The 24,726-nt window shown below is 67.0% G+C and carries 26 protein-coding genes and 1 pseudogene; 10 read left to right on the top strand and 17 right to left on the bottom strand.

Annotation, left to right across the window (positions count from 1 at the left end):
• Nucleotides 1-6: 6 nt before the first annotated feature.
• From WG908_RS09395 to dapD, 3 genes are all read left to right on the top strand, one after another.
• Nucleotides 7-1,425 carry an ammonium transporter gene (locus tag WG908_RS09395; protein WP_340186386.1) on the top strand — a complete coding sequence of 473 codons (1,419 nt, stop codon included), beginning with the start codon at nt 7-9 and terminating at the stop codon, nt 1,423-1,425.
• Between the two features lie 239 nt (nt 1,426-1,664).
• Complete coding sequence (locus tag WG908_RS09390) at nt 1,665-2,336, top strand: pyrimidine 5'-nucleotidase (protein ID WP_340186303.1); 672 nt, start codon at nt 1,665-1,667, stop codon at nt 2,334-2,336.
• On the top strand, nt 2,333-3,172 hold the full coding sequence (dapD, locus tag WG908_RS09385; protein WP_340186302.1) for a 2,3,4,5-tetrahydropyridine-2,6-dicarboxylate N-succinyltransferase: 840 nt from the start codon (nt 2,333-2,335) through the stop codon (nt 3,170-3,172). The genes WG908_RS09390 and dapD overlap by 4 nt, the downstream gene beginning before the upstream one ends.
• Nucleotides 3,173-3,295: 123 nt before the next feature.
• Here the strand turns inward: dapD and WG908_RS09380 are convergent, their stop codons facing one another.
• The 4 genes from WG908_RS09380 to ftsE are packed head-to-tail and all read right to left on the bottom strand — an operon-like array spanning nt 3,296 to nt 6,134.
• Entirely contained in the window at nt 3,296-3,991 is a 696-nt protein-coding gene (locus tag WG908_RS09380; protein ID WP_340186301.1) for a lysophospholipid acyltransferase family protein, read from the bottom strand.
• Between the two features lie 6 nt (nt 3,992-3,997).
• Complete coding sequence (locus WG908_RS09375; RefSeq protein WP_445326696.1) at nt 3,998-4,504, bottom strand: YdcF family protein; 507 nt, start codon at nt 4,502-4,504, stop codon at nt 3,998-4,000.
• Between the two features lie 20 nt (nt 4,505-4,524).
• Nucleotides 4,525-5,424 (bottom strand): cell division protein FtsX, encoded by a 900-nt coding sequence (locus WG908_RS09370; protein ID WP_340186299.1) that lies wholly within the window; start codon nt 5,422-5,424, stop codon nt 4,525-4,527.
• Nucleotides 5,424-6,134: a cell division ATP-binding protein FtsE gene (gene ftsE, locus WG908_RS09365; RefSeq protein WP_340186298.1), complete on the bottom strand. Its 711-nt coding sequence runs from the start codon at nt 6,132-6,134 to the stop codon at nt 5,424-5,426. The genes WG908_RS09370 and ftsE overlap by 1 nt, the downstream gene beginning before the upstream one ends.
• A 128-nt stretch (nt 6,135-6,262) precedes the next feature.
• Between ftsE and WG908_RS09360 the strand changes: the two genes are divergently transcribed.
• Nucleotides 6,263-7,072 (top strand): zinc-ribbon domain-containing protein, encoded by an 810-nt coding sequence (locus tag WG908_RS09360; protein ID WP_340186297.1) that lies wholly within the window; start codon nt 6,263-6,265, stop codon nt 7,070-7,072.
• A gap of 55 nt (nt 7,073-7,127) precedes the next feature.
• Nucleotides 7,128-8,240, top strand: coding sequence for a DUF47 family protein (locus tag WG908_RS09355; RefSeq protein ID WP_340186296.1), 1,113 nt, complete (start codon nt 7,128-7,130; stop codon nt 8,238-8,240).
• 108 nt (nt 8,241-8,348) lie between these two features.
• Here the strand turns inward: WG908_RS09355 and WG908_RS09350 are convergent, their stop codons facing one another.
• The 7 genes and pseudogenes from WG908_RS09350 to WG908_RS09320 form a co-directional block, all read right to left on the bottom strand.
• Nucleotides 8,349-8,522 carry a hypothetical protein gene (locus WG908_RS09350; protein WP_340186295.1) on the bottom strand — a complete coding sequence of 58 codons (174 nt, stop codon included), beginning with the start codon at nt 8,520-8,522 and terminating at the stop codon, nt 8,349-8,351.
• A gap of 102 nt (nt 8,523-8,624) precedes the next feature.
• Nucleotides 8,625-9,401, bottom strand: coding sequence for an exodeoxyribonuclease III (xth, locus tag WG908_RS09345; protein ID WP_340186385.1), 777 nt, complete (start codon nt 9,399-9,401; stop codon nt 8,625-8,627).
• A gap of 12 nt (nt 9,402-9,413) precedes the next feature.
• Nucleotides 9,414-9,740: an iron-sulfur cluster insertion protein ErpA gene (erpA, locus tag WG908_RS09340; RefSeq protein ID WP_340186294.1), complete on the bottom strand. Its 327-nt coding sequence runs from the start codon at nt 9,738-9,740 to the stop codon at nt 9,414-9,416.
• Between the two features lie 94 nt (nt 9,741-9,834).
• Nucleotides 9,835-10,563: a M23 family metallopeptidase gene (locus WG908_RS09335; RefSeq protein WP_340186293.1), complete on the bottom strand. Its 729-nt coding sequence runs from the start codon at nt 10,561-10,563 to the stop codon at nt 9,835-9,837.
• A gap of 105 nt (nt 10,564-10,668) precedes the next feature.
• Nucleotides 10,669-11,434: pseudogene (locus WG908_RS09330) on the bottom strand (ferritin-like domain-containing protein).
• Between the two features lie 47 nt (nt 11,435-11,481).
• A complete protein-coding gene (gene bcp, locus WG908_RS09325) occupies nt 11,482-11,943 on the bottom strand; it encodes a thioredoxin-dependent thiol peroxidase (RefSeq protein ID WP_340186384.1) in 462 nt (153 codons plus the stop codon).
• Nucleotides 11,943-14,630 (bottom strand): bifunctional [glutamine synthetase] adenylyltransferase/[glutamine synthetase]-adenylyl-L-tyrosine phosphorylase, encoded by a 2,688-nt coding sequence (locus WG908_RS09320; protein WP_340186292.1) that lies wholly within the window; start codon nt 14,628-14,630, stop codon nt 11,943-11,945. Before WG908_RS09320 ends, bcp begins: the two co-directional genes overlap by 1 nt.
• Before the next feature lie 102 nt (nt 14,631-14,732).
• Between WG908_RS09320 and WG908_RS09315 the strand changes: the two genes are divergently transcribed.
• Nucleotides 14,733-14,909, top strand: coding sequence for a hypothetical protein (locus WG908_RS09315; RefSeq protein WP_340186291.1), 177 nt, complete (start codon nt 14,733-14,735; stop codon nt 14,907-14,909).
• A 21-nt stretch (nt 14,910-14,930) separates the two neighbouring features.
• Here WG908_RS09315 and ypfJ read toward each other — a convergent pair whose 3' ends face one another.
• Nucleotides 14,931-15,788 (bottom strand): KPN_02809 family neutral zinc metallopeptidase, encoded by an 858-nt coding sequence (ypfJ, locus tag WG908_RS09310; protein ID WP_340186290.1) that lies wholly within the window; start codon nt 15,786-15,788, stop codon nt 14,931-14,933.
• A gap of 157 nt (nt 15,789-15,945) precedes the next feature.
• On the opposite strand from ypfJ, the gene WG908_RS09305 reads away from it, so the two are divergent.
• Genes WG908_RS09305 through WG908_RS09295 form a run of 3 tightly spaced genes read left to right on the top strand, consistent with a single transcriptional unit; the run spans nt 15,946 to nt 19,350 of the window.
• Entirely contained in the window at nt 15,946-17,139 is a 1,194-nt protein-coding gene (locus WG908_RS09305) for a DUF3734 domain-containing protein (protein ID WP_340186289.1), read from the top strand.
• Nucleotides 17,136-17,927: a 3-hydroxybutyrate dehydrogenase gene (locus WG908_RS09300; RefSeq protein ID WP_340186288.1), complete on the top strand. Its 792-nt coding sequence runs from the start codon at nt 17,136-17,138 to the stop codon at nt 17,925-17,927. Before WG908_RS09305 ends, WG908_RS09300 begins: the two co-directional genes overlap by 4 nt.
• Nucleotides 17,928-17,964: 37 nt before the next feature.
• Nucleotides 17,965-19,350 (top strand): amidohydrolase, encoded by a 1,386-nt coding sequence (locus WG908_RS09295; protein ID WP_340186383.1) that lies wholly within the window; start codon nt 17,965-17,967, stop codon nt 19,348-19,350.
• Nucleotides 19,351-19,357: 7 nt separating this feature from the next.
• Here the strand turns inward: WG908_RS09295 and chrA are convergent, their stop codons facing one another.
• The 5 genes from chrA to WG908_RS09270 form a co-directional block, all read right to left on the bottom strand.
• The gene (gene chrA, locus WG908_RS09290; RefSeq protein WP_340186287.1) at nt 19,358-20,554 is read right to left on the bottom strand and encodes a chromate efflux transporter; all 1,197 of its coding nucleotides are present in this window, start codon (nt 20,552-20,554) and stop codon (nt 19,358-19,360) included.
• Between the two features lie 138 nt (nt 20,555-20,692).
• Nucleotides 20,693-21,688 carry a nucleotidyltransferase domain-containing protein gene (locus tag WG908_RS09285; protein WP_340186382.1) on the bottom strand — a complete coding sequence of 332 codons (996 nt, stop codon included), beginning with the start codon at nt 21,686-21,688 and terminating at the stop codon, nt 20,693-20,695.
• Nucleotides 21,685-22,548 (bottom strand): HprK-related kinase A, encoded by an 864-nt coding sequence (locus WG908_RS09280; RefSeq protein ID WP_340186286.1) that lies wholly within the window; start codon nt 22,546-22,548, stop codon nt 21,685-21,687. The genes WG908_RS09285 and WG908_RS09280 overlap by 4 nt, the downstream gene beginning before the upstream one ends.
• A complete protein-coding gene (locus WG908_RS09275; protein WP_340186285.1) occupies nt 22,545-22,832 on the bottom strand; it encodes an HPr-rel-A system PqqD family peptide chaperone in 288 nt (95 codons plus the stop codon). The genes WG908_RS09280 and WG908_RS09275 overlap by 4 nt, the downstream gene beginning before the upstream one ends.
• 71 nt (nt 22,833-22,903) lie before the next feature.
• Nucleotides 22,904-23,314 carry a hypothetical protein gene (locus WG908_RS09270; protein WP_340186284.1) on the bottom strand — a complete coding sequence of 137 codons (411 nt, stop codon included), beginning with the start codon at nt 23,312-23,314 and terminating at the stop codon, nt 22,904-22,906.
• 100 nt (nt 23,315-23,414) lie between these two features.
• On the opposite strand from WG908_RS09270, the gene WG908_RS09265 reads away from it, so the two are divergent.
• Nucleotides 23,415-24,668 carry an ATP-binding protein gene (locus WG908_RS09265; RefSeq protein WP_340186283.1) on the top strand — a complete coding sequence of 418 codons (1,254 nt, stop codon included), beginning with the start codon at nt 23,415-23,417 and terminating at the stop codon, nt 24,666-24,668.
• Nucleotides 24,669-24,726 lie beyond the last annotated feature (58 nt).

The raw sequence follows: 24,726 nt of genomic DNA, 5'->3' as shown, positions 1-24,726 counted from the left end.
GGAATGATGAAAATTTCCAAAGCAGTCTGCGGCCTGATGGGGGCGCTTGCCGTATCCCTGTTGGCCGCCGCGCCGGCACTTGCCGGCCCAATCAAGGCGCCCGACGCCGCCGCCATGGCGGGCATGGTCAACAAGGGCGACGTCGCCTGGATGCTGATCTCGGCCGCCCTCGTGCTCATGATGTCGATTCCGGGCCTGGCCCTCTTCTACGGTGGCCTGGTGCGCACCAAGAACATGCTGAGCGTGCTCATGCAGGTGTTCATGATCGTTTCCGTCGCCGGCCTCGTCTGGGTCAGCTGGGGCTACAGCCTCGCCTTCACCAGCAACTCGCCCTTCATCGGCAACTTCTCCAAGGCGTTCCTAATGGGCGTCGACGCAACCACTTATGCAGCGACGTTCAGCAACAACGTCTATCTGCCTGAACTGGTGTTCGTCGTCTTCCAGATGACCTTCGCCATGATCACGCCTGCTCTCATCGTCGGCGCCTTTGCCGAACGCGTGAAGTTTTCGGCGCTGATCGTGTTCGTGGTCGCGTGGCTGACGGTAGTCTACTTCCCGATCGCCCACATGGTCTGGTACTGGGCCGGCCCGGACTTCCTGCCGGATGCGCCGACCGACACCGGCTTCCTGTGGGGCATGGGCGCGCTCGACTTCGCTGGCGGCACCGTCGTTCACATCAACGCGGGCATCGCAGGACTCGTCGGCTGCATCATGATCGGCAAGCGCGTCGGCTTCCCCAAGGAACCCATGCCGCCACACTCGCTCGTCATGACCATGATCGGCGCCTCGCTGCTGTGGGTCGGCTGGTTCGGTTTCAACGCCGGTTCCAACCTTGAAGCCAATGCCGTCACCGGCGTCGCCTTCATCAACACCATGGTCGCGACGTGCGCGGCGGCGGTGAGCTGGGCGCTGATCGAACAGTTCCACCACGGCAAGCCTTCGCTGCTGGGCGCAGTGACCGGTGCTGTCGCCGGCCTGGTCGCGATCACCCCGGCGGCGGGCCTTGGCGCGCCGATGACCTCGATCGTCCTGGGCTTCGTCGTGTCGCCGATCTGCTACCTGTTCGTGGCGTTCGTGAAGGGCAAGCTGGGCTATGACGACAGCCTCGACGTGTTCGGCGTCCACTGCGTCGGCGGCATCGTCGGCGCGATCGGCACCGGCATCGTCGCTTCGCCCGCGCTGGGCGGCCAGGGCTATTTCGACTACACCGTCTTCCCGGCGGGTTTCGATGCCGCGGCCTACAGCATCTCTGGCCAGGTGATCACCCAGATCAAGGCGGTGCTTCTGACCCTCGTCTGGTCGGGCGTCGGCAGCGCGATCCTCTACTTCGTCATCGACAAGACCATCGGTCTGCGTCCGAGCGCCGAAGCGGAGCAGGAAGGTCTCGACCTCGCGAGCCACGGCGAACGCGCCTACAACTATTGAGTTAGAGCAGGGCGGGCCGCCCGTTGAGGCAAGGCCCGCCCGCCTCCCGATGTTCCTCCTGCGAACATGCCTGGGCCGATGCGAAAGCATCGGCCTTTTTTTTGGTGCGGGTGATGGGCCGGATCCCCTTTCCCGGCACGGGGACCGGTGCGAAAGTTCCGCCGCCTTTTTTCCGCGACGGCGCGGCCGACCGCGCCGATCCGCTTGCCCTGCGGCCGTTGCCGGACTAGGCCGCGCCCATGCTGCACACGCTTGCCCATGTCGATTGCTGGATTTTCGATCTGGACAATACGCTCTATCCGGCAAAGGCGGACCTGTTCGCGCTGATCGACGTCAAGATGGGCGAATTCATCCAGGGACTGTTGGGGTGCGACCCGGACGTCGCGCGCGCCACGCAAAAGCGCTATTTTATGGAGCATGGCACCACCCTGGCGGGGCTGATGCGGCATCATGCGATCGATCCGCGCGCGTTTCTCGACTATGTGCACGATATCTCGATGGACCGCCTGGAAGTGGACGAGGCGCTCAATGCGCATATCGCGGCGCTGCCGGGCCGTCGGCTGATCTTCACCAATGGCGATGCCGCCTATGCCGGGCGGGTGCTCGACCGGCTGGGCCTGGGCGACGCGTTCGAACTGATCCACGACATCCACGCCTGCGAATATGTGCCCAAGCCCGATCCGTCGGGCTATGCCGCGCTATGCCGGACGCACGGCATCGACCCGGCGCGCGCCGCCTTTTTCGAGGACATGGCGCGCAACCTCAAGCCCGCCAAGGCCATCGGCATGACGACGATCTGGGTCAACAACGGCTCCGAAGCGGGCAGCCATCAGCATCATCCCGACTATATCGATTTCGAAACCGACCATCTGCGGCCCTTTCTGGCCGACATTCTTGGGGAGCATCCATGAGCACCGACCTGCAAGCCACGATCGACGCCGCCTGGGAGGACCGCGCGAACATCAGCCTGACCACGCAAGGCCCGGTGCGGCAGGCGGTGGTCGAGGCGCTGAACCTGCTCGACAGCGGCCAGGCGCGCGTCGCCGAACCGGTCCAGGACGGCTGGCAGGTGAACCAGTGGCTCAAGAAGGCGGTGCTGCTGTCGTTCCGCCTCAACGACAACGCCATGATCGCGGGCAGTCCCGGCGAGGGCCATTGGTGGGACAAGGTGCCAAGCAAGTTTGCCGGTTGGGACGAAGCGGCGTTCCGCGCCGCCGGCTTCCGCGCGGTGCCCGGCGCTTTCGCGCGCGCGGGCAGCCATGTCGCGAAGAATGTCATCCTGATGCCCAGCTTCGTCAACATCGGCGCATTCGTCGACGAAGGCACGATGGTCGACACCTGGGTCACGGTCGGCAGCTGCGCCCAGATCGGCAAAAACGTCCATCTTTCGGGCGGCGTGGGCATCGGCGGCGTGCTGGAGCCGCTTCAGGCGGACCCGGTGATCATCGAGGATGATTGCTTCATCGGCGCGCGATCCGAAGTGGTGGAAGGCGTCCGCATCGGCAAGGGCGCGGTGCTGTCGATGGGCGTGTTCATCGGCCAGTCGACCAAGATCGTCGACCGCACGACCGGCGAAATCTTCATGGGGTCGGTGCCGCCCTATTCGGTCGTGGTTCCCGGCAGCCTGCCCGGCAAGCCACTGCCCGACGGCACCTCCGGTCCCAGCCTTTATTGCGCGGTCATCGTCAAGCGGGTCGATGCCCAGACCCGGTCAAAGACCGCGATCAACGACCTGCTGCGCGACTAGAGCGCGCTGCATTAAATCAGACGCAGGACGCGCGCTCTAGTTTTTGTTTTCGCATCCTTTTATGCGCAAAACCGGTTCCCACTTTTGCGCACGATGCTCTAGGCCAGCGCGGCCCAAAGGCCGTCATCGGTTGAGCGCGTTGATGGCGGCGTGGACGCGGGCTTCGGCGTCGCGGCGATCAAGGCCGGGGGGAATGATGTCGCCGACCTTGTAGGTGATGATGCCGGACCGCTTGAGGAAAGCGCCGCGCGGCGACACCTGGCCGCTGTCGATCGCGATCGGCACCACCGGCAGGCCGAGCAGGGCGTACAGCCCGGCGAATCCCGCGCGCAGCGGCGGCGATTGCCCGTGGGGCACGCGGGTGCCTTCGGGAAAAAGCGCGATCGGCCGGCCCTGCGCGATCGTCGCCCGTGCCGCCGTGCGCAGGGCGCGCAGCGCGCTCGCGCCGGCGGTCCGCTCGATCGGGATCAGCCCATAGCGTTTGGCGATGCCGCCCCAGAGCGGTATGTCGAAAAGCTCGCGCTTGGCGCCGATTGCAGGCCGGTCGAGCAGGCAGAGCAGGTCGATCGTTTCGAACATCGATTCATGTTTGACGATATAGAGATAGGGGCCGCGCGGCAGATCGCCCTCCACCCGGATCTTCTGCCCCAGGATGATCGTCACGCACCAGCGGTGAAAGCGGCTCCATATGTCGGCGAGCCGGAGCGTGCCGCCCCGCCCGAACGGAATCGCGACGATCGCGGCCAGTACGATCAGCAGCGATCCCAGGTAGAACAGCAACGAGAACAACAGGGAGCGCAGCGCGGTGATGACGACCATAAACCCTCAGATACCGATAAGCGCGGCGGCGCGGCGCAGCAGATATTTATTATATTCGCGTACCAGCATGGTGAGGCTGGGCCGGCTGGCGACGGCGTCATAGACCAGCGTCACTTCGCCGGGCAGCGCCTGGCGCAGTTCCAGCGCGGCGCGGCGCATATGCCAGTCGGTGGTGATCAGGCGTACGGTCGCATAGTCGCGCCGTTCCAGCCAGCGCGCGGTTTCGATCGCGTTCGACCGTGTGTCGATCGCTTCGCGCCCAAGCGTGATACAACAGGCGAACAGCCGTTCGGGCGCGCCATATTCGGCGGCCAGTTCGACCGGGCGCACCGAGCGGTCGACCCCGGAGATCAGCATCCGCTTGGCCGCGCCGACTTCCAGCAGGGCGATCCCCCGGTCGATCCGGCCCGCGCCGCCGGTCAACACCACGATCGCATCGGTCTGGCGCCCGTCCAGCGGCTGGGGCAGCAGCATCGCGAACCAGGCAAAGCCCAGCAGCCAGCACAGCAGCATGGTCGATGCGATGCGAACGATCACAGCGACCGGCCCAGCGCCCGCAGCACGGTCAGCCGCGCGGTCAGCGTCGCGAGCAGCACCCCGCCCACCGGCAGCGCCAGCAGCAGCAGCCAACTGGTCCACGGCAGGCGCACCCCGGCGAGAAGATCGCTGCCGGTGGCGGCCAGCCGCCCGCCGATCGTCACCAGCACCAAAAGCGCGACCACGAAGCCGAGCGCGCCGCCAAAGGCGGCATCGAGCGCGATGCGCCGCTGGAACAGGCGCGCGATCTGGACGTCGGTGGCGCCCATCAGGTGAAGGATGTCGATTGTGCCCTTGTGACTGTCATGCGCGCCGCGGGCCGCCAGCATCACCACCGCGCCAGTGGCGATAGCCATCAGCGCGACCAGCCCGATGGCGAGCCAGCCGAGCGCCGAAAGCAGGCCGGCGAGCGGCAACAGGAAGGCGGCATGCGGTTCGATCCGCGCCTTGGCGCTGATCCCGGCGAGCAGGCGGCGCACCCGTTCGATCCTGGCGTCGGCGTCCCCCGGCCTCAGTTCGATGTCGATCAGCGCGGGGATAGGCAGGTCGCCGTCCACGGCCTCTTCGCCCAGCCAGGGGCGCAATTGTTCGACCAGCCGCGCCTGCTCCACAGGTTGGGCGCTGCGCACGTCGCTCGTCCCGCGCAGGGCGGCCAGGACCCGTTGCGACGCGGCTGCCCGCGCTTCCCCATCGGCCTCGACGATCTGTACCGTGGCGCGGCCGGCCAGGTCCGATCCCATCGCGCGAACGCCCGCATCCAGCGCCAGGCCGGCGGCGGCGGCCAGGATGGTCAGGAACATCATGACCGCGATGATCCAGGGCATGGGGCCGGCAACGCGACCTTCGGGGAGCAGCCGGCTGCGCGCCGCGAGCGCCTGGCGATCGGCCCGCGCCATCAGTGCGCGTCCGGCCCGCGCGGCGGATAGCGCAGCGATCCGGTGGGATCGGCGAGCCGGCCCTTGTCGAGCCGCATCATCTGGGCATCGGCGACCTGGGCGATCAGCGGCAGGTCGTGGGTGGCGACGACGATGGTGGTGCCGAGGCGATTGAGCGCTTCGAACAGGGTGATGAGCCGTCGCGCCATGTCGGCATCGACATTGCCCGTCGGTTCGTCCGCGATCAGGATTTCGGGGCGGCCGATGACCGCGCGGGCGATGGCGACCCGCTGCTGTTCGCCGCCCGACAGCGTGGCGGGGCGGGCCTGAGCGCGGTCGGCAAGCCCGACCCAGCCCAGCATTTCGGCAACGGGCGCGTCGACCTCGCTTTCCTCCATGCCGGCGAGGCGCAGCGGCAGCGCGATATTATCATAGGCGGACAGGTGCGGCACGAGGCGGAAATCCTGAAACACCACGCCGATGCGGCGGCGAAAGCCGGGCAGGCGCTTGCGGGGGAGAGTGACGACATCCTCGCCGAACAGGCGGATCACCCCCCGGCTGGGCCGCTGCGCCAGATAGAGCAATTTGAGCAGCGACGTCTTGCCGGCGCCCGACGCCCCGGTCAGGAAATAAAAGCCGCCCCCGTGCAGCGAAAAACTGACGTCGGACAGCGTTTCGCTGTCCAGCCCATAGCGCAGGCCGACATTTTCGAACTGGACGATGGTGGACATTGTCGTGCCGCCGCGCTCCTGCTTCCCCGACCTCCAGCCATGGCACAGCGGGCAGGCAGGCGTAAAGCCCGACGCCTTCCATGCCGCGCTCTCTTGCCCTTGCGGCAATGGCGTGACAAGGAAGCGAAATGATCCTAGTGTGCCCGAACTGCGCGACGCGCTACATCGTCCCGGACAGCGCCGTCGGACCGACGGGCAGGCAGGTGCGATGCGCCGCGTGCAAGCATAGCTGGTTCCAGGACGGCGCCGCGCCGCCCGAGCGCGATGACGCCATGGCTGCGTCACCACCCGTCGTCCCCGCACCCGCACCCGCACCCGCCGACATCGATGCTGCACCGATTGCTGCGCAGCAAAATGGCGATGCCGATCCCCCGGTCGCGGTCCGGGGCGAGCAGGCTGATCCGGCGCCGCTGCGCCCGTTCGCTGCCCCCGTCGCCGATGCCGCGTCGGCCCTGCCCGCAACCGATGGTCCCGGCGAGGATGACAGTTTCGCGCCGGCCGAGGTGGTTCGTCCCCGGCGCAATCCGGCGCGGCTATGGACCTATGCCGCGATCGCCTTTTTCCTGATAGTCAGCGCGCTGGGCGGGGCGCTCTATTATTTCGGCCCGCCGGGATGGGCGGTCAGCATGGGCCTGGTCGCCGACGAGGGGGACCCCGATCTGCTGTTCTACCTGTCCAAGCCCGCCGAACGGCGCAAGCTGCCCACCGGTGAGGAATATTTCGCCTTCGGCGCGCGCATCGTCAACAGCGGCCAGCAATCCTTGCCCGTGCCGCCGGTCCTGGTGCAGCTGCGCGACCGGCAGAACCGGCTGGTATTCAGCTGGACCACCAGGGCCGACCGCGCCCGGCTCAAGCCCGGCGAGGAAGCGAGCATCAACGAAAGCCGCATCGACATTCCCAAAAATGCCGAAAATCTGTCGCTGACGTTCGTCGAGTAGGACGGGGCACAGGCCCACACGTTGCGAATTATGACATTTTCATTACAAGCGGCTTATGCAACAGGTCGCCGCCCTACCCTATAGCACCACCGCCGACGGAGCGATGCGGATCCTGCTGATCACATCGCGCGACACCCGGCGCTGGGTCATCCCCAAGGGCAACCGGATCAAGGGGCTGCCGGGCCATCGTGCCGCCGAACTGGAAGCCTATGAGGAAGCGGGCATCCACGGCATCGCCTGCCCCGCGTCGCTTGGCCGCTATCGCTACGACAAGCGGCGGCGCAGCGGCGACGCGCGCGAAGCGACGGTGGAGGTATTTCCGCTAGCGGTGACCGGACAATTGAAGCAGTGGCCCGAACAGGGCCAGCGCGAATTGCGCTGGTTCCCGGTCGCCGAAGCCGCCCGCGCGGTTCAGGAACCCGACCTGCAGTCGATCATTGCCGCCTTTCGCCATCCGCCGCAGGAGCCGGGCCGGCTGGCGCGGATGCTGTTATGGTTGGAGGAGGTTGGACGCGGAAGGATGCCGACGCTGCGCTGGTTTCAAACGCTGCCGCCCGCGCAGGGCCGCTTTTTCGACCAGTTCGATGATCTTGCCGCGTTGCTGATCGCCGGCGCGGATGCGCTTGCCAAACTGTTCAAGGGCGGGCCCGACGTGGCCGCGCACATCCAGGAGATTGCCGACCGGGCCGATGAGGCCGGCGCCATCATCCGCGACCTGTTGCAGGATGCCCGCTGCCTCGCTGCCCCGTTCGATCGCAGCCTGATCGTCAGCCTCATCAGGGCGATCGACGATGCCGTCGACCGGATGCACCGGACCGCCAAGGCGATCGCGCTGTTCGAGATCACCGAATTCGCGCCGCAGATGCAGGATATGAGCGCGCTGATCCTCGAGTCCGCGCGGATCACCGCCCAAGCGGTGCCGCTGCTGCGTTCGCTCAACGTCAACGGCGCGCGGCTCTATGCCCTGACCGAGCGGCTGGCGACGCTGGAATCCCACGCCGACAGCCTGTACGAAGCGGGGCGCAAGGCGCTCTATGAACGGGCGCGGCAGGGCGACCCGATGGATTTTGTCGCAGGCAACGAAATCTACGGGCATCTCGAAAAGGTGACGGGACGTTTCAAGGATGTCGCCAACGAAATTTCGGGGCTGGTCATCGACCAAGCCTGAACCTTCCGCAGGGCCTGTGCGCCGAAACGGGCGGACGGCTGCGCGGGTTGCGCGTATCCGGCCGTCCCCGCGCGGGCGGGAACGGCGGCGATGTTCATGCCGGCTGGCTTATGCGACGCGCCCCAGCCGGTGATAGAGATTGGCATATTTCACCGATTCCGGCTGATCCTGAACCTCGCGCAGATAATGCGCGATGGCGGTGCGGATGAGGCCGAAATCCTCCTGCGAGAAAACCGCGCGCGAACGGGCGGGCTGGGGCTGTTCGGGGGTATCCTGTGTCATCGCTTGGTCCTTTTGATGCGGTCTTCCCTATATGCGACATTGTGAGGCGAAGCGGAAGGCCATGCGTCACCAATTGTCAGGCCGGATGACGGTTTTGGCGCGCTATGCCGCGCGCAGCTCCACCCAGGTCGGCGCATGGTCGCTGGCCCTTTCCCGGCCGCGAAAGTCCTTGTCGACCTGCGCGTCGATCATCCGGTCGGCCGCCGCCGGGCTGAGCAGCAGATGGTCGATGCGAAAACCGGCGTCGCGCGGCCAGCTGTTCGCCTGATAGTCCCAGAAGGTCCACACGCCGCCATTGGGATGGCGGCTGAGGATCGCGTCGGTCCAGCCGTCGCCCAGCAACCGGCGATAGGCGGCGCGGCTTTCTGGCTGCATCAGCGCGTCGTCCTGCATCGCCGTGACCGAGAAGGTGTCGGCGTCGCGCGGAATGACATTATAGTCGCCCGCCAGCACCGCGGGCACTTCCTCCGCCCAGATTTCCGCCGCGCGGTCACGCAGCCGCTTCATCCAGCGCAGCTTATAGTCGAATTTCGGTCCGGGCTGCGGATTGCCGTTGGGCAGATAGATGCTGGCGACGCGCACGCCCTTCACGTCGGCTTCGATATAGCGGCTATGCTCGTCCTCCGGCTCGCCTTCCAGCCCGCGGCGCACTTCCACCGGGGTTTCACCGCGCGCCAGGATGGCGACGCCGTTGAACCCCTTTTGCCCGTGCCAGATCACGCCATAGCCGGCCGCCTCGATATCCTTGACCGGAAAGCTTTCGTCCGAGGTCTTGATTTCCTGGAGACAGGCGACGTCGGGCCGGGTTTCGCCCAGCCATTCGACCAGGCGGGGCAGCCGCGCCTTGATGCCGTTGATGTTGAAGGTGGCGACGCGCATCCGGGACAAGGATCAGACCGAAAAGCTGGTGCCGCAACCGCACCCGGCGGTCGCGTTGGGATTGGTCACCTTGAACGCCGCCCCGCCCAGATCCGACACATAATCGACCGCCGATCCGCGCACCAGATCCAGGCTGACATCATCGACCACCAGCGTCACGCCGTCCCGTTCGACCGCCAGATCGTCGCTTTCGATCGCGTCGGCCAGTCCAAATCGATATTGAAAGCCCGAACAGCCCCCGCCTTCGACCGCCAGCCGCAGGATCGCGGGCTTGCCCTGCTTGGCGGCGATTGCGGCGACGCGCGCGGCGGCGGAGGGCGTCAGGTCGATGTCTGTCATGCCCCCTAGATAGGGACAAGCAAAAGGCCCGGCAAGCCATGCGCTGCCGGGCCTTTGCAAAAGCCGGGGGGAGATGGTCCGGTCGGCTGGGGCGTCAGTCGGCCTTGCGCTCGTCGGCCTTCGTGGGACCGCCCATGGCAACCGGCGGCTTGGTGTTCATCGCGATCAGATAATCGGGGCCGGCGACGAAGGGCAGCGGGTTGATCGCCGCGCCGTCGACACGCACTTCATAATGAAGGTGGCTGCCGGTCGAACGGCCGGTCGACCCCATCAGGCCGATGATCTGGCCGCGCCGCACGAAGCTGTTGGCCGCCACGATCAGCTTGGACATATGGCCATAGCGCGTTTCCATCCCGTTGCCGTGCGAGATCTGGACGAGGTTGCCATAGCCGCTGGCCCAGCCGGCGCGGCTGACGATGCCGTCGGCGGTCGCATAGATGGGCGTGCCGATACGGCCGGGAATGTCGATGCCCTTGTGCATCCGCGCGCCGCCGTTGAACGGGTCGGAACGGACGCCGAAATTGGAGGTCAGCACCAGCTTGGCGACCGGGCGGCCCGACGGGATATAGGCGGTCGAGCGGGTCACGCCATCAAGGCGGCGAAGGCTGCTGAAAAGATTGGCAAAGCCGGCGTCGGCCTGGCCCAGCGTGCTGGCGCTGGCTTCGGTCACATCGCCATAGGGATCATCGTCGTCGGTGGCATGAGCGGGTGCCGCGGCGCACAACAGGCTGATCGCGCCGGCGGCTGCGAAAAGCTGAACCCTTTTTGAAAACCCCCGGAACCAATGAGAAATGCGCGTGTTGAACTTGAGAGAAGTAACCATGCAGACCCCGACTAATCCACCCGGCGCTTGTCCGCCGTGGTGTGCTTCCCCGTTTATCAAAGCAGTGTGAACTGCCCCCGTGCGATGCAGAGTGCAAATCCGCACTCATTGCGCAAGCGCGGCATAGAATTCCCGCGTTAAACCGGCCTCATCGCGCGCTGAGTCGTTGAACGGAGGCTTAATCATTCCGCGAAAATGCTGTTTTACAAGCAATTGGTAGGATTTGGTCGGCTCCAGCCCCAATCTGTTCGTCTCTGCATGGAACCATTTCGTCCCTACCGCGACATGGCGAATTTCGTCGCGCAGGATGCGCCCGAGCATCCGCGCGGAAACCGCGTCCCCCGCCTGCTGGAAGCGCAGGATCGTCGCCGGCGTGATGTCGAGCGCGCGCGCTTCCAGCACCATCGGCACGATCGCCAGCCGCGCGAGCGCGTCGCCGGCGGTCGCCCGCGCCGCTTCCCACAGGCCGTCATGCGCGGGCAACGCGCCATAGCGGCTGCCCATGGCATGCAGGCGCCGGTCGATCAGCGCGAAATGCATCGCTTCGTCCGCGCCGACGCGCATCCAGTCATCGACAAAGGCCGCCGGAAAGACCGCGCCGAACCGCCCGATCAGGTCGAAGGCGAGGTCGATGGCAACGAATTCGATATGGGCGAGCGCATGAAGCATGGCGATCCGCGCGCGGACCGATCCGCCCTTGCCGCGCCGGGGCATTCTGGATGGCGGCAACAGTTCGGGCCGTTCGGGTCGCGCCGGCCGGTCGGGCATGGCGATGTCGAACCGGTGCGCCAACCGTCCCAGTCGCCAGTCGCCAGTCGCGCGCCGCTGCCCGCGCCGCCATCGCCTTGCCGCGCGGATCGGCGGTCAGCATGACCGTGCGGCACGCTTCGCTGACGCTGGCCGCCGAAAGCGCCGCCGTCAAAGCGCCTGCACCGCCTCCAGCACCGCCTGCGCATGGCCCTTGACCTTCACCTTTGGCCACACTGTTTGAACGACGCCGTCCGCGCCGACCAGGAAGGTCGCGCGCTCGACCCCCATATATTTGCGGCCATAGAGCGACTTTTCGACCCAGGTGCCGAACGCCTCGCAAAATTCCCCGCCCTCGTCCGACGCCAATATGACCGCAAGGCCGTATTTTGCCGCGAATTTTTTCAGCTTGGCGGGCGTGTCGCGCGATACCCCGATCACGGGCACGCCGGCGCTGGCGAAGGCATCGGCCAGCGTCGTGAAATCCTTGGCTTCATTGGTGCAGCCCGGCGTATCGGCCTTGGGATAGAAATAGACGACCAGCGGCTTGCCGCGATAGCGTTCGAGGGTGAAATCACCGCCATCGCTGTCCTTGAGCGTCACGTTCGGCGCATTGTCGCCCTTCGTCAGCATCATGCCGTCTCCCCGCAGGCGGCCACCACGGCCTGCCATTGCGCGCCGATGCTTTGCCGCGCCTGTCGATAGCTTGCAAGCAATGCGTCCCAGTCGGCCGCGCCGCATGCCTGCGCCACCAATGCCTGCGTCGCCTGTGGCGGTTCGGTCGATCCTGGCGACACCAGACGGGACACGACCAGAAAACGCGTGCACAGGTCATGGGCGGGCACCAGATCGGCCGGCAGATGCCCGGCAGCGACCAGCATGCGCAGCGCCACGCCGAGATCCGGGTCGAATGCCATGTCGTGCCGGAACTGGGCGACGTGGATCAGGAATTCCAGGTCGACCAGCCCGCCGGGAACCAGCTTGACGTCCAGTTCGGATGCCGGCGGCTTGTGGGTGGCGATGTCGCCGCGCATCTTGACCGCCTGCCGCGCCAGATCGGCACTGTCGCGCGAGCGATGGAATGTGTCGTCCAGCACCGCCTGCAGGCGCGCGCGCGCTTCGGGCGATCCGAACACCGGTCGCGCGCGGGTCAGCGCCAGATGCTCCCATGCCCACGCCTCTTCCCGCTGGTAGCGGTCGAAACTGTCCAGGCTGGCGGCCAGCAGCCCCTGCGCCCCCGAAGGCCGCAGCCGGGTATCGACTTCGTACAACGGTCCCGCCGCGGTCGCGACCGACAGGGCGTTGGTGATGCGCTGGGCGAGCCGGTTGAAATATTGGGTTGCGCCAAGCGGCTTGGCGCCATCGGACTCGGATTCGAAGCTGCCCGTGAACAGGAAGATCAGGTCCAGGTCGGATGCATGGGTCAGCACCCCGCCTCCCAGGCGGCCAAGCGCCAGGACGAGCAGTTCGCCGCCCGGCACCTTGCCATGCGCGCTTTCGAACTGGGCGACCGTTGCTTCGCTAAGCGCCGCGATCGCAGCTTCCGCCACCCGGCCATAGCCGCGCCCGGCCTCCAGCGGATCGCCGCCGCGCACGATCTGCGCGCCCAGGGCAAAGCGGCGGTCGCCGACGCGTTGGCGCACCCGGTCGAGCAGCGCCTGATAATCCTCGCCCGCTTCGAGCATCGCGAATTGCGCGGCAAGCCGTTCGACCGGCGGCGGTGGATCGAAGGCGCTGGCGTCGATCAGCCCGTCGAGCAGTTCGGCCCTGCGGCCCAGCGCATCGGCCAGCGTCGGCGCATGGCTCAGCAACTGCGCCAGCAGCGCGACCAGCGCGGGACGGGCGGCGAGCAGCTTGAAGAAATTGATCGCGCTCGGCAGCCGCCCGATCATCGCATCCAGCCGGTTGAGCGCGCGATCGGGATCGGGCGCGGCGGCCAGGCCCCGCATCAGGCCGGGCAGCAGCTGTTCCAGCGCATCGCGCGCCGCGCCGCTGCGCAAGGCCCGCACCTTGCCGCCGCGCCACTCGTTTATGCGCGCGAGCGGCGTTGCCGGATCGGCGAAACCGATCGCGATGAGCTGGTCGCGCAGCCTGTCCTCGTCGGGCGACAGCGTATCGTTCGGTTCGGCGGGGGTCAGCCGGTCGTAATTGCGCCCGACCCATTCGACATGGGGGCGCAGCAGGTCGATCAGACTGGCGCCATCCGTCAGCCCATGCAGCCGCGCGACATTGTCGAGCGCGGCGGGCTGCGCGGGCAGCGCATGGGTTTGAAGGTCGTCGACCATCTGCAAGCGATGCTCGATGGTGCGCAACAGGACATAGGCCTCGTCCAGCCGGGCGGCGACATCGGCCTCGATCACGCCGGCGGCCGCCAACGCCGCCACCGCCTCGCGTGTCGCGCCCGCGCGCAACGACGGATCGCGCCCGCCATGGATCAGTTGATGGATTTGGGCGAAGAATTCCACCTCGCGGATGCCGCCGCGCCCGCGCTTGAGGTCATAGCCCGGACCCAGCGCCTGCCCCTGCGCATAATGGTCGCGGATCCGCCGGCTGATGTCGGTGATCGCGTCGATGGCACCGAAATCGAGGCTCCGCCGCCACACGAAGGGCCGGATCGAACGCAGGAAATAGTCGCCCAGCGCCTTGTCGCCGGCGGCGGCGCGGGCACGGATGAAGGCGGCCTGTTCCCATCCCATCGCAGTCGATTCATAATAGCCGATTGCCGCTTCCACCGGCAGCGCGATCGGCGTCGCTTCGGGCGTGGGCCGCAGCCGCAGGTCGACGCGAAACACATAGCCATCGCCATCGCGCGCGCTCAGCAATTCGCTCGCGCGCCGGGCGATCCGCACGGCGGCGTCGGCCACATCCTCGCGCGGGCCATGGGGCAGGACGTGCGGGTCGTAGAGCAGGATCGGGTCGATGTCGGAGCTGTAATTGAGTTCGCGGCTGCCATGCTTGCCCAGCGCCAGCGCGGCAAAGCCGCCGGGCGGCGCGTCGGGATAGCGTTCGGCGATGGCGGTGGCGATCGCTTCGTCCAGCGCCGCATCGGCAAAATCGGACAGGGTCGCAGTCACCCGGTCCAGGTCCCACGCGCCCGACAGGTCGGCGACCGCGGTTACGAGCGCCAGCGCGCCCCTGCGCCGCCGCAGCGACTGCGCGAGATTTGCCGCGTCGTCGCCCGCACGCAACGCCTGGTCGAGCGCCTGTTCATAGTCTCCCAGCGCCAGCGTTGCGGCGATGGCCGCGAAACGATCCAGCTGTCGCGCCAGAAATGGCGAATGGCCGCGTATCCGCGCTTCCAGTCGCGTCCATTCCGTCATGCCTCGCCTTCCCTTTTTACTGTCGTTATCGGGCCATGCCCCGGCAATAAACCGAAACTTTTGTCTGGTCCGGCCGTTCAGGATATCATGGAGTTTCAGCGCATGAACGATGGTCGGACAGGTGGAGAGCGAAGCGATGCCGCTCGGCGCGTCGTCAATGTCGCCGTCCCCTCGCCCCATGACGGGGTCGGCAGCGCGCTCCGCCGCAGCTTTGGCGCGGTGCGGCCCGATGTGCCGTGCGACATGGTCGATCTCCTGCGCCGGCTGGATCGCATCTAGCCCCCTACCCTTCGGCCTGCCCTAGGAAAATGTATCGCACTGGGCCGGATCGCCCGTCTCCAGACCTTTACGCAACCATTCCATCCGCTGTGCCGCCGTGCCGTGGGTGAAACTTTCGGGCACCGGCCGCTGGCCGGCGGACTTTTGCAGCGTATCGTCGCCGATAGCCTGGGCCGCGCGCATCCCCTCTTCCAGGTCGCCCGGTTCCATCAGGTTGGTGTCCCGCGCCGCCCATACGCCGGCATAGCAGTCCGCCTGCAATTCCATCTTCACCTGAAGCGCGTTGCCCTGCGCCTCGGTCACGCGCCGCTGCGCATTGCGGACCTTGTCGGCTGTCCCGTCGATGGTCTGGATATGGTGACCCACCTCGTGCGCGATGATGTAGCCGATCGGAAAATCCCCCGGCGCGTTGAAGCGTTGCTCCATTTCCCGGGAAAAGTCGGTGTCGATATAGATGCGCTGGTCCGCCGGGCAGTAAAACGGCCCCATCGCCGATTGCGCCGCGCCGCAGCCCGACTGTCCCGACTGGCTGTAGAAGACCAGCGTAGGCGGCGGATATTGCTGCCCGTGCGCCTGGAAAATATCCGCCCAGCGCCGCTCGGTCGACCCCAGCACCTGAAGCGACGTGCGCTGTATGGCGCTTAGTTCCTGCGGGCCGGGACGGCTGGTTTCCACAGGCTGGCCGCCGCCGCCCAGCAGGGTGAGCGGATTCATGCCCATGACCGCCATGACGATCAGGACGACGACGATGCCGCCACAACCAAAACGGCTGCCCACCAGAGGCAGCAGCATGCCCAGGCCGCCGCCAAAGCCGCCGCCGCCGCCACGACCGTCCTGAACCTCGAAATGGCTGCTTTCCTGTTCGTCGTCCAGCCGCATGGCATTCTCCTCGATCGTGCCCCTGCCTACGCGATTCGAACGGGCGTGCAAACAACCCCGCCGCGGCCTCATGGTTTCGCGCGTTGAAAAGGCTGACTATTTCCATTCCATAACTTCGGTTGGATTGTGCGCTGCAAACACTATATTGCGCGGCAGCATGGCTGATAGCGAACCTCAAAATCCGACAAGGCCAAACCGCGCGCGCGCGACTATGCCTCTTCCCCTCCCCCGTCAGGTGGCCTTGCTGCTCCAAGGCGGCGGCGCGCTGGGCTCGTTCCAGGCGGGCGTGTTCGAACGGCTGGACGAACTGGGGATCGACGTCACCTGGGTGGCCGGGATTTCGATCGGCGCCGTCAATGCGGCGATCATCGCCGGTAACCCGCCGCACAGGCGGCTTGGCCGGCTCAAGAAATTCTGGCGGACCGTATCGGGCGGGATGCCCAACATCCTGTTGCCCGAAATCAACCAGGTGCGCGAAATCATGCATCTCGCCGCTGCCGGCACGGTCGCCACCTTCGGCGTGCCCGGCATGTTCCGCCCCCGCCTGTGGCCGGCCCTGCTGATGCCGGCGGGAACGTCGGGCGCGATCAGTTTCTACGACAGCGCGCCGTTGCTGGACACGCTCAACGCCTGTGTGGACTGGGACCTGCTGAACGACGGACCGGTGCGCCTGTCGGTGGGCGCGGTCGATGTGGAAAGCGGCAATTTCGCCTATTGGGATACGCGGGGACCGGGCGGAAACACGCGGATCGACGCGCGGCACATCATGGCATCCGGTGCGCTGCCGCCCGGCCTGCCGCCGGTGGAGATCGACGGGCGCTGGTATTGGGACGGCGGCATCGTATCCAACACGCCGCTTGCCCATGTGCTCGATCATCAGGCGGAAGACATGCTGATCTTTCAGGTCGACCTGTTTCCCGCCGAAGGGCCGATGCCGCGACAGATGACCGACGTCTATTCGCGCGCGAAGGACATCCAATATTCCAGCCGCACCCGGCAGGTGACCGACCAGTATCTGCGCCTGCGGCGCGAGCACAAGGCGATCGAGCGGCTGCTCGACAAGCTGCCGCCGGAATTCAGGGACGATCCCGATGCGCGGCGTCTGCGCGGCATGCTCGACCGTTCGTCCGTCAACATCGTCCATCTCATCTACCGCAGCCGCGCCTGGGAAAGCGGAGCGCGCGATTTCGAATTTTCCCGTTCGACCGCGCTCGACCACTGGGCGCAGGGCCGCGACGCGGTGGAGGAAGTGATGCACAAGGGCGACCTGATCGCCCGCAACATCCTGAACGGCAAAAGCGCGACATTCGACATCGACGCGCCCGATCACATGAAGGAGAAAGAGGCATGAGCGCGACGCTGGCGGGCAAGACCGCGCTGATCACCGGATCGACCTCGGGCATTGGCCTTGCCTATGCCAAGGCGCTGGCCGGCGAGGGCGCGAATATCGTCATCAACGGTTTCGGCGACCCGGCGGCGATCGAGGCCGAGCGGATCGCGCTGGAGGCGTTGAGCGGCGCGAAGGCGCTGTATTCCGGCCATGACCTGACCAAGGTGGCCGAGATCGAGGCGATGATGGGGCAGGCCGCCGAAGCGTTCGGCGGGGTCGATATCCTCATCAACAATGCGGGAATGCAGCATGTCGCCCCGGTCGAGGAGTTCCCGGTCGAGAAATGGGACCTGATCATCGCGCTCAACCTGAACAGCGCGTTCCACACGACCCGGCTGGCGCTGCCCTATATGAAGCAGAAAAGATGGGGCCGGCTGATCCAGACGGCGTCCGCCCATTCGCTCACCGCGTCGCCCTTCAAAAGCGCCTATGTGACGGCCAAGCATGGCCTCGCCGGCTTTACCAAGACGGTGGCGCTGGAAGCGGCGACCTTTGGCATCACCGCCAACTGCATTTCGCCCGGCTATGTCTGGACCCCGCTGGTCGAAAACCAGATCCCCGACACGATGAAGGCGCGGGGCATGACCCGCGAGCAGGTGATGAACGACGTTTTGCTGGCGGGACAGCCGACCAAGCAGTTCGTGACCGTCGAGCAGGTTGCGGCGACCGCCCTGTTCCTGTGCAGCGACGCTGCGGCCAACATCACCGGTTCCAATATCACCGTCGATGGCGGGTGGACGGCGCAATAAGTCGCCCTATGCTGGCAACAGCAAGGGAGATGCGATGATGCGTGACCTGTTGAGCGCGCTGCTGGCCGCCACCGTCCTGTTGCCGGCGGCGGCCCTGGCGCAGGCCGATCCGTCGCCACCGCCGCCGCCGGTCGTCGCGGCGCCAGCCGCTGTGCCCTCGCCTGCGCCATCGCCTATCGCAGCGGCCATCGCCAGCGACCTGCCGGACCTGATGGCGCTTTATCGCGACCTGCACGCCAACCCCGAACTGTCCGAGCAGGAGGTCGCCACCGCCGCCAGGCTGGCGAGGCGGCTCAAGGCGCTGAAATTCGATGTCACCGAAAAGGTCGGCGGCACCGGTGTCGTGGCGGTGATGAAGAATGGCTCCGGCCCGGTTTTGCTGATCCGCGCCGATATGGACGGGCTGCCGGTGGTCGAACAGACCGGCCTGCCCTTTGCATCGAAGGTGCGAACGCGCACGGCCGAAGGGGTCGAAACCGGGGTGATGCACGCCTGCGGCCATGACACGCACATGACCGCCTTCATCGGCACCGCCAGGCTGCTCGCTTCAATGAAGGACCGGTGGAAAGGGACGCTGGTCATGATCCTGCAACCGGCGGAGGAGGTCGGCAAGGGTGCGCGCGCGATGCTGGAGGACGGGCTCTATACTCGCTTTCCGCGCCCCACCCATGCCATCGCCTTCCACGACGCGGCCAATCTGGAAGCCGGGACGATCGGCTACACCCCCGGCTATGCGCTCGCCAATGTCGACAGTATCGATGTGCTGGTGAAGGGCGTGGGTGGCCATGGCGCCTATCCGCAGACGACGCGCGACCCGATCGTGCTGGGATCGCGCATCGTCACCACGCTCCAGACGCTGGTCAGCCGCGAGCAGGAACCGCAGGACCCGGCGGTCGTGACCGTGGGCAGCTTCCAGGGCGGGGCCAAGCATAATATCGTGCCCGACGAGGCGAAATTGCTGCTGACCGTGCGCAGCTATTCGGACGAGACGCGCGCCAGGCTGATCGAGGGGATCAGGCGCATCGCGCGGGGCGAGGCGATCGCGGCGGGGATGCCGGAGGACAAGATGCCGGTCGTCACCGTCAAGGACGAATTCACCCCGTCGACCTACAATCCGCCCGCATTCGCCGCGCAAATGGCGGGCGTGCTGAGGGCGCATTTCCCGCAAGGGCGGGTGGTGCAAAAGCCGCCGGTGATGGGGGGCGAGGATTTCGGCCGGTTCTATCGCGCCGACAAGGCGATCAACAGCTTCATCTTCTGGGTCGGCGGCGTGCCCGCGGACCAGATGGCAAAGGCCGCGACCGGCGCGATCAGCCTGCCCTCGCTGCATAGCCCCTTCTGGGCGCCGGACGCGCAGGCGGTCATCGCGACGGCAAGCGAGGCGATGACGGTGCTGGCGCTGGACATATTGAAGCGCGATTGAGCGGCGGTCAGGGCAGCAGCAGCCACCCTGCCACCCCGCCGGCGGCAACGATCAGCGGCGTTACCCATGCGCCCCTGACCCGCCAGGCCACCGCCAGCGCGACAGCGAAAAAGGCGAGCGCGATCGCCGGGCTGTCCAGCCCCCGCGCCATCGCAGCGCCAAGCTGGACGAAGGTGGCGGCGATGATGCCGACAACGGCCGCCGCCACGCCCGCCAGCATCCGGTGCAGCGCGGGATTTTCGATGATCGCTTCCAGCCGTTCGTAGAAGATCAGCGAAAAGGCGAAGGCAGGCAGGAACATGCCGGCGGTGATGACCAGCGCGCCGTTCAGTCCGCCGGCCAGATAGCCGATAAATGTCACGAATATGACCAGCGGCGCGGGCAGCACGCCGGCGAACGCGACGCCGTCGAGGAAATTCGCGTCGCTGATCCACCCGCGACCGACGGTATCGGCGCGCACATAGGGGATCGCGGTGTAAGCGCCGCCAAATGTCAGCAACCCGCCCTTCAATCCGGCAAAGAACAATGCGGCCAGCGTCACCGGCGCGGCGCGATCCACCGGCGCAACCGACAGGGTGCCGGTGGCGATCGCGTAAATGGCAACCCCGGCGCCGAGGATGACCGCCAGGGCGAGCGCCGCGATGACGGGCCGCTGCGACAGCCCATAGCCCGCCGCCGCCGCCGCCAGCGCGATCCAGAAGGGCGCGCCCGCCAGCGTCGCCGCCAGGCTGGCCAGCGCGATCGCGGCCAGCAGCCTGTCCTCGATCACATGCTGGCCGATGCGGACCACCGCGCGCAGGATGATGGGCAGCACGACGATCTGGATGCCCAGCAGCGCGCCGGCGAACAGCGCATTGTTGGCGATCCAGCCGGCATAGAGCCAGCCGACCGCCAGCATCAGCGCAAATCCCGGCAGCATGAAGCCCAGCCCCGCCAGCAGTCCGCCCAGCCGGCCGCGAGCGATCATCCCCAGATGGACGCACAGTTCATGCGCTTCGGGTCCCGGCAACACCTGCAACACGGCGAGAAGGCGATTGAATCGCGCCGGATCGATCCACCGTTCGTCGTCGACCAGCGCCTTGCGCAGCATGGCGATCTGCGCCACCGGCCCGCCAAAGGCGAGAGCGCCAAAGCCTAGGAATTTCAGGAACAATGCGGTCAGCGTCAGCCGAGGGGGCGACAGGGTCGCGATGGAAGAAGTCATGGAAACGCTCCGAATGTCGCAGCCGCGACGAAGGGAGCGGACTTGGACGGCAACCGTCTGACCGGGCGCCCGCAATTGCCCGGTGGCGATCATTCCTATCGAGAGCATCGGCCGTGTCAATATCGGCCTTGCATCCCGCTATCGCGGTCGATGGCCCTTGCGCCACTTCGTCCACAGGTGGCGGGCCAGCATCAGCGGGGGCATGCGCAGCCAGTGCGAGCGGAGGAAAAAGGCAAAGCGCAGCAATTTGCGCGTTTCCCGGCCCCAGCCGTCGCGGGCGAGCAGGCGGCGCAGGACGATCCGATCCCATGAGGTGAGGCGCAGGCGGCGCTGACCATAGAGGGCGTCGGCCAGCCGCCTTGCCTGCCGAACATGGGACAGCAGGCCGTGGCGCCGGGCGCGCGCTTCGAGCGGGACGGGGTCGGGCAGGTCCGCGATCAGGCAATATATGTCCCATATATTGCGTAGCCCGCCGGCCAGATCGCCATCGGCAAGCAGGTGCGCGACCGCGTGACAGACGCGATCTTCGGGCGAGAGGATATGCAGGTCATCGTCCAGCGGCACCGCCTGCGCGATCATGGCCGTCGCGTCGGGCGTTTGCCGCGCCGTCAGCGGCAGGATGGTGTGATGCACGTCGATCATCCGGTCGCGGGTCGCATGGATCATCGGTGGCAGTTCGTGCATCCATCGGCGGTAATAGGCGTCGTCATAGGGATCGGGCTTGACCCATTCCCAGCCCGCCGCGAACAGCGCGGCTTCGACCGCATCGAGTTGGTCGCGCGGCACCAATATGTCGAGGTCGCCGATGAAGCGTCCTTGCCCTGCGCGCAGGCCGGCAGCGGCATAGGCGGTGCCCTTGAGCAGCACCAGCGGAACCCCCAAGGATGCGAGCGCCGCGCGGGCGCGGTCGGCCTCCCACAGCGCCCCCCTTGCCTCGCGCCCGGCATCCAGCCGGGCATCGGCGAGCAGCGGCCTTGCGGTTTCGGGGACGGCGCGTCCCTCCAGCCGGACGGCGAGCGTGCCGATCAGCCGCTCGGCGCGCGCCGCCGCGATCAGGCCGTTCCACTGCGCCGCGTCCAGCCGCTCGACCGAGGCGGGATCGCGCAGCGCGGCGACCAGCAGCGCCGCGCTCAAAGGGCCTCCGCCCATAATTGCTCCACCAGCGCGATCGCCTCATCGCCCGACGGAAAGTCGATCGCGCAGGCCGGCACATGCGTCACGAAGCGGGTCAGCGCGGCAAAGCCCGGCTCGCCCAGTGCGACATAGTTGGTCGATGCCTGGGTCAGCCGCATGAAGGTTTCGCCCTGCGCCACGGGCCGCACATCGACGGCATGGCCAAAACGCGGGAACAGCAGCAGCGCGGGCGGCGCGCCTTCGTCCATGCGCGCCACCGCATCGGCGCGGGGCACCAGGTGGCGGATGTCGCCCTTGGCCGTGCCGCGCAGCATGGGTCCCAGGCGACTGGCGGGAACGTCCCCGGCGATCACGTCGATCGCCCGATTTTTGAGGCTGATGAGGCGCGGGAAGGCGAAGATGTCGCCGCTGTGCAGGTCGAGCAGCGCGAATTCATCGCCCATCAGCCGCCAGCCGCGCTCGCCAAGCTGCGCGGCGAGGGTCGATTTGCCCGACCCGGACTCGCCGGTCATCACCAGCACGCGCCCATCCTTTTCGACGCTCGATGCATGGAGCAGCAGATGCCGCCGCCAGCCGAGCGCCATTTGCAGGTTCATGCCCATTTCAGCGGCAAGCAGGCCATGGGCAAGGCTCATCGGCGCGGCGTCGGCCAGGCCATGGTCGCCGGTGATGAAAATGGATGGCCGGACCCAGCGGCGCGCCCATCCTGCCAGCTCCAGCCGCACGGTATAATCGGCGATCGCGTCCAAGGGCGCGGGATAATCGGCATAGAGCCGCGCCAGATCGCGCAGCGGGCCGGGCCATGCCGAACCGACGCGGAAGGTGGCGGGGCCGATGCGCAGGGAGATCGCGTGGGTCACTTGAGGTAAGCCAGCCCCAGATCGGCCAGTTCGGCGAGGTGCGCGGCGATTTCGGCCAGCGCTTCGTCGGGCGGGCCGAGGTCGAAGTCGCGGGCGAGCCGCGCGTGGATGCTGATCGCGGTGCCGCCGCCATCGCGTTGCAGCGCGTCCAGTATTTCCGGCACCGGGCTGACCACCATATGCGTCCGGCCCGACGGGCGGTGATAGAGCAGCACGATATCCGCGAGCGGGCGCATGACCAGCGCCTCCTGCGGTTCGGCGCGATAATAATTGGCTGTCGTCATCACCCTGCCCTGCTGCCCCGCCGCTGTAGCGGGCAGAGGTTAAGGCGTGATGAGGGCGGAGGGAACAGCCCTCAGCGCGGCATTTGCAGCGAGGCGTAGCAGGTAAAGCCGCTGGTGCCCGACTGGAGTCGGCGGATATAGTTCATATAGGCCTGGTTCTGGCCATAGCTGGTGCCGGGCAGGGGGCGTCCGCGCATCGCCTGTTTCACCTGTTCGCCGGTGAAGCTGCGCCCTGTGCCGGGGAAGGCGCCGGGGGTGCCGGCGGGCACGAGCTGGCCGCTGGGGTTGATATGGACATTGCCCTTGGCCGGATCGGGCACCGGAATCGTGCAGTTGAGCACCGACGCGGCGGTGTTGGCGAGCGCGGGGCGGATCGACACGATCGCGGATGCCGCGGCTGCGCCGCCCATCAGCAGCTGACGGCGCGACGGAACGGCCATGTCGGCCCGATCGTCATCCTGTTGTGGCGTCTGATCGCTCATCTGGTCCTGATCCGATAACTTGCTTGCCAAAGCGGCCATAGCCGGGCCAATCCTGTCTCGTGCATCGCAGCAATGCGGGCAATAATCCAGCGCGGTAACCATGAATCGACTGAACCTGTCGCAAATTACCGGATCGCTGGCGGTGCTGGCGCTGGGGACGGGCGGGGCGCTGCTGACGGGGGCGGCGATCAACGCCATCGCCCTGCCGGTGCTGGCCGGCGTCATCGTCCTGGCAATTGCCGCCCGGGGCGACCCGGCGCGGACGATGGAGCCGTCCGAACCGCCGCGTACGCCGCCCGACCTGCTGGACGATCCCGCCTTCACCGCGATGCTGGAGGGCGTGTCCGATCCGTTGCTGCTGATCGAGCGCGGCCGGATCGCACGGGCCAATCGCGCCGCGCTGCGCCTGCTCGGCGCGCATGTGGTGGGCGAGGATGCGCGCATCGCCATTCGCCATCCCGCCGCCGCCGAGCGGCTGGCGAGCAGCGCGCCGATGGCGGAGGCGGACGTCATCGAACTGGTGGGCCTTGGCACCCGCGATCAGCGCTGGCGGATGCGGATCGTCCCGCTGGGGTCCGGCACGGCGCGGCGGATGGTGCATTTGTCCGACCGCAGCGGCGCGCATGCGGCCGAAAAGATGCGCGTCGATTTCGTCGCCAATGCCAGCCATGAACTGCGCACGCCGCTGGCCGGCATATTGGGCTTCATCGAAACGCTGGCCGACCCGGAACTGGGCAAGGACGACGAAACGCGCAATCGCTTCCTCAAGATCATGGATGGCGAAGCGCGGCGGATGCAGCGGCTGGTCGACGACCTGATGTCGCTGTCGCGGATCGAGGCGGAGAAATATCGCGCGCCCGACGCGGCGGTGAACCTGTCCGAACTGGTCGCCGAAGTGGTGGGCGTGTTCCGGTCGAGCCATGGCGAACGCGGACGCGAGGTGGAAATGGACATCGCGCCCGGCTTGCCGCCCGTGCGGGGCGACCGCGCGCAATTGTCGCAGCTGCTCCACAACCTTATCGGCAATTCGGTCAAATATGGCCGGCCCGGCACACCCATCCAGGTGCGGCTGGCGCCTGGCCCCAGCGGAATGGCCCGGCTGACGGTAGCCGACGAGGGCGAGGGGATCGGCCCCGATCATCTGCCGCGCCTGACCGAGCGTTTCTATCGCGTCGATTCGGGGCGCAGCCGGGCGATGGGCGGAACGGGCCTGGGCCTTGCCATCGTCAAGCATATCGTCGAGCGCCATCGCGGCCGGCTGGACATCGCCAGCACGCTGGGCAAGGGGACCAGCATCGCCGTGCTGATGCCGCTGGCGATGCCGGACAGGGCGGAGCCGGAAGCGACATTTTGAGGATGCGGCCGCCATGCCCAGGGCCATTGTCATCAAAATGAAACCTGCGTGTCACAAA

Source organism: Sphingobium anseongense, from assembly GCF_037725245.1.
Lineage (GTDB): Bacteria > Pseudomonadota > Alphaproteobacteria > Sphingomonadales > Sphingomonadaceae > Sphingobium.
This window is presented reverse-complemented; position numbering and strand designations above follow the sequence as displayed.